Annotated in this window: 4 protein-coding genes; 3 read left to right on the top strand and 1 reads right to left on the bottom strand. The window is 70.5% G+C overall.

The window, feature by feature from the left end:
• The 3 genes from lepA to Q0R63_RS07585 all read left to right on the top strand — a co-directional run.
• A partial coding sequence (lepA, locus tag Q0R63_RS07595; protein WP_295695936.1) for a translation elongation factor 4 occupies positions 1 to 1,718 on the top strand: 1,718 nt, incomplete at its 5' end.
• A gap of 55 nt (positions 1,719 to 1,773) precedes the next feature.
• Positions 1,774 to 2,604 carry an AraC family transcriptional regulator gene (locus tag Q0R63_RS07590; protein ID WP_295695934.1) on the top strand — a complete coding sequence of 277 codons (831 nt, stop codon included), beginning with the start codon at positions 1,774 to 1,776 and terminating at the stop codon, positions 2,602 to 2,604.
• Between the two features lie 4 nt (positions 2,605 to 2,608).
• Positions 2,609 to 3,064, top strand: coding sequence for a VOC family protein (locus Q0R63_RS07585; RefSeq protein ID WP_295695932.1), 456 nt, complete (start codon positions 2,609 to 2,611; stop codon positions 3,062 to 3,064).
• 46 nt (positions 3,065 to 3,110) lie between these two features.
• Here the strand turns inward: Q0R63_RS07585 and Q0R63_RS07580 are convergent, their stop codons facing one another.
• Entirely contained in the window at positions 3,111 to 4,067 is a 957-nt protein-coding gene (locus Q0R63_RS07580) for a tyrosine-protein phosphatase (protein ID WP_295695930.1), read from the bottom strand.
• Positions 4,068 to 4,167 lie beyond the last annotated feature (100 nt).

The raw sequence follows: 4,167 nt of genomic DNA, 5'->3' as shown, positions 1-4,167 counted from the left end.
ACCTCGACCGCATGGACATCGAGCGCGAGCGCGGCATCACGATCAAGAGCCAGGCGGTCCGGATGCCCTGGGCGGTCGACGCGACACCGGAGGCTGATGGCGCCAAGGCGGGGCAGGACGTCTACTGCCTCAACATGATCGACACCCCGGGGCACGTCGACTTCACCTACGAGGTCTCGCGCTCGCTCGCCGCCGCCGAGGGCGCGGTCCTGCTCGTCGACGCCGCACAGGGCATCGAGGCGCAGACGCTCGCCAATCTCTATCTCGCGATGGAGAACGACATGACGATCATCCCGGTCCTCAACAAGATCGACCTGCCGGCCGCGCAGCCCGAGAAGTATGCCGAGGAGCTGGCCCGGCTGGTCGGCTGCGAGCCCGACGACTGCCTCCGGGTCTCGGGCAAGACCGGTTTCGGGGTCGAGCCGCTGCTGGACCAGATCGTCCGCCAGATCCCCGGTCCGTCCGGCGATCCTGCCGCTCCGGCGCGAGCGATGATCTTCGACTCGGTCTACGACACTTACCGGGGCGTGGTGACCTACGTCCGCGTCATCGACGGCAACCTCAACCCGCGCGAGAAGATCGTCATGATGTCGACGAGGGCGACGCACGAGCTGCTCGAGATCGGCGTCAGCTCGCCGGAGCCGACCCCCAGCAAGGGCCTCGGTGTGGGCGAGGTCGGCTACCTCATCACCGGGGTCAAGGACGTCCGTCAGTCCCGCGTCGGCGACACGGTGACCAACGCGTCCAAGCCCGCGACGGTGGCCCTCGGCGGCTACCGCGACCCGAAGCCGATGGTCTACTCCGGGCTCTTCCCGATCGACGGCTCCGACTACCCGGTCCTGCGCGACGCGCTCGACCGGCTCAAGCTCAACGACGCGGCGCTCGTCTACGAGCCCGAGACCTCGGTGGCCCTCGGCTTCGGCTTCCGGGTGGGCTTCCTCGGGATGCTCCACCTCGAGATCATCCGCGAGCGGCTCGAGCGCGAGTTCGACCTCGACCTGATCTCGACCCTGCCGAGCGTCGTCTACGACGTCCTCCTCGAGGGCAACCGGCATATCGAGGTCACCAACCCGAGCGAATATCCCGACGGCAAGATCGTCGAGGTCCAGGAGCCCGTCGTGCGGGCGACGATCCTCGCCCCGGCCGAGTTCATCGGCGCGATCATGGAGCTCTGCCAGCAGCGGCGGGGCACCCTGCGCGGGATGGACTACCTCTCCGAGGAACGCGTCGAGATGCGCTACACGCTGCCGCTGGCCGAGATCGTCTTCGACTTCTTCGACCTCCTCAAGTCCCGCACCAGGGGCTACGCCTCGCTCGACTACGAACCCGACGGCGAGCAGGTCGCCGACCTCGTGCGCGTCGACATCCTCCTGCAGGGCGAGCAGGTCGACGCCTTCAGCTCGATCGTGCACCGGGACAAGGCCTACGCCTACGGCGTCCAGATGGCCTCCAAGCTGCGCGAGCTGATCCCGCGCCAGCAGTTCGAGGTGCCGATCCAGGCGGCGATCGGGGCGCGCATCATCGCCCGCGAGACCATCCGCGCGATGCGCAAGGACGTGCTCGCCAAGTGCTACGGCGGAGACATCACCCGCAAGCGCAAGCTGCTGGAGAAGCAGAAGGAGGGCAAGAAGCGGATGAAGATGGTCGGCCGCGTCGAGGTCCCCCAGGAGGCCTTCATCGCGGCCCTGTCCAACGACGGCGAAAAGGCCAAGAAGTAGGTCCGGCCCCTCGCGTCTGCCGAGTGTCGCGAGGACGCGGCATACGCTGGCGGTCGTGCAGGAGCATGTCACCGCCCACCTCACGGAACCCTTGGTGCCGCTGGTCTCCGGCCTGCACGGCTACCGGATGTGGGGCTTCCCGGCCGGCTCCCACGTGGGGTTTCCGTCGCGCGACCTCACCGTCGTCATCAGCCTGGACGAGCCGATGGACCTGTCGGTGCCCGGCCATGGCGAGGTCCGCCTCGGCTCGGTCGTCGGGGGCCTGCACGACCGCCCGGTCCTCATCCACCACGACGGGCGCCAGCACGGCATCCAGGTCGCGTTGACACCGGCCGGCGCACGCGCGCTCCTCGGTATGCCGGCGGCTGAGCTCGCGGGTCTCGTCGTCGGCCTGGAGGATCTGCTCGGGTCGGGCGGCCGGCTGCTCCAGGAACGGCTCGTCGATGCGGCGACCTGGAAAGCTCGGCTCGGCCTCGTCCAGGCTGCTCTGCTCGCCCGTCTCGACCGCCGTGCCCACCCGGCCACAGCGGCCGCCCCCGAGGTCGGCGAGGCGTGGCGGGTGCTCGCCCGTCACGACGGCGCCGTCGGGGTCGGCGAGGTTGCGCGCCACGTCGGGTGGTCGGCTCGCCAGCTGACCGAGCGGTTCACCTCGGAGTTCGGGCTGCGCCCCAAGACGACCGCCCGGGTGATGCGGTTCGAGCGGTCGACCCGGCTCGTCCGACCCGGGGTGCGGCTCGCCGACGTCGCAGCCACCTGCGGGTATGCCGACCAGGCGCACCTCACCCGCGAGTGGCAGGCGCTGGCCGGCGTGACGCCCGGGCGCTGGCCCGAGAGCGATGTCCTCGCAAATGTTCAAGACCGGTCCGTCCGGGCTGAGGGAGGGTGAGGTCATGACCACCCACACGACGGACCCGAACCCCTCGACCGCCTCGACCGCCTCGGGTGGTGACGCCAGCCCTCACCGTCGAGACCACAACCTCTGGCCGGGGGTGACCTGCGCCGACGCGCTCGCGATCCGCCGCTGGCTCGCGGCGCTCGGGTTCGACGAGGGCATCTGCGTCCTCGACGACGACGAGGCAACGGTCCACCACAGCGAGATGCTGTGGCCCGAAGGAGGCCGCGTGATGGTCTCGAGCGCCGAGAAGTCCGACCCGACCTTCGCCGTCCCGGTGGGTGGCGGCTCCTGCTACGTGGTCTGCGACGACCCCGACGCCGTCCTCGCGCGCGCGACGGCTCTCGGCGCCCGCGTCCTGCGGCCGATGGAGGAGACCGACTACGGCTCCCGCGGCTTCAGCATCGCTGATACAGAAGGCAATCGCTGGAGCTTCGGCACCTATTCCGGCTAGGGGATCGCGGACGCCGATCACCTCGGCGGGCCTGGGTGGTCGTGCTTCAGTCGCGCAGCTTGGCCCGGAGCCGGGCCGTGTCATCGGCGGTCCAGCCGTGCTGCCCGAGCCAGCCTCCGAGCCCGCCGTGGTCCTCCTCGAGGGAGCGCAGCATCATCCGCATCGTGTCGGCGCGAGGGGACTGCTGTGCGACCGTCTTGCCGTCGAGGTTGACCGCATAGGCGGGACGGCCCTTGAGCCGCTCCAGGATCTGCGGCACCCGCTCCGCCGAGGCCAGGAAGTCGGCGACGATGGCCTCGTCCGTGGCGCCGGCGAGCTTGAGGGCCAAGCCGATGACCGTGCCGGTGCGGTCCTTGCCGGCGGCGCAGTGCACGATCACGGCGCCGGGACTGTCGGCGATCGCCCGCAGGGCCGCGACGACCGAGTCGGGGCGCTGCGCGAGGTATCCCAGGTAGTGGTTCGACCAGTAGGAGTCGTGGCGCGCAGGGTCGGTCTCGCCGCCCCGCTCGGCCGCCGGGCGGGTGTCCCCATCCTCAGCCGCGGCCTCCTCGTCCATCGCCGCGCCGACCGTCAGCGGGCTGGCCGCAGCCGCCGCGGCATACCGGGCCCGGTCGCCGAGGTCGGGATCGCCGACCCAGGGCAGCTCCCGCTCGCCGGCGGGGATGCCGGTCTCGTCGGTGTCCTCGGGATAGAGCGTGAAGTGCTGGACGTGGACGTCCGTGCGCCTGATGAGAGGACCGTCGCCCTCCTTCGCCACCTCGACGAACGTGCGCAGGTCGACGACATCGGTCACGCCGAGGTCCTCGACCAGCCGCCGCACCGACTCGGTGGGGAGATCCTGGAGGTTGTCGGACCGCAGGACCCGACCGGGGGTGATCACCCCACCGTCCTCGGTCAGCAGACCACCGACGTCGCGCATGTTGACCACGCCCGGGAGGTCGATCCAGGCGGGCACGCTGGTTTTGACGGTCGTCGCGGGGGAGGTGTCGGGATCGGCGCTCACTCGTTCGAGCCTAGCCGCCACACCGGAAACTGGTCGCACCGACGGGGCGGGATCCGCGCTGAGGTCGAGATCCGCGCTGAGGTCGTGGTCTGGCGCTGAG

The organism is Lapillicoccus sp., assembly GCF_025353065.1.
Lineage (GTDB): Bacteria > Actinomycetota > Actinomycetes > Actinomycetales > Dermatophilaceae > Lapillicoccus.
The sequence above is the reverse complement of the archived record's forward strand: the minus strand, read 5'-3'. Positions and strand labels throughout refer to the sequence as shown.

Coding starts and splice junctions, on each gene's coding strand:
- Q0R63_RS07585 (WP_295695932.1), top strand. CDS start 2,609: ATGACCACCCACACGACGGACCCGAACCCCTCGACCGCCTCGACCGCC.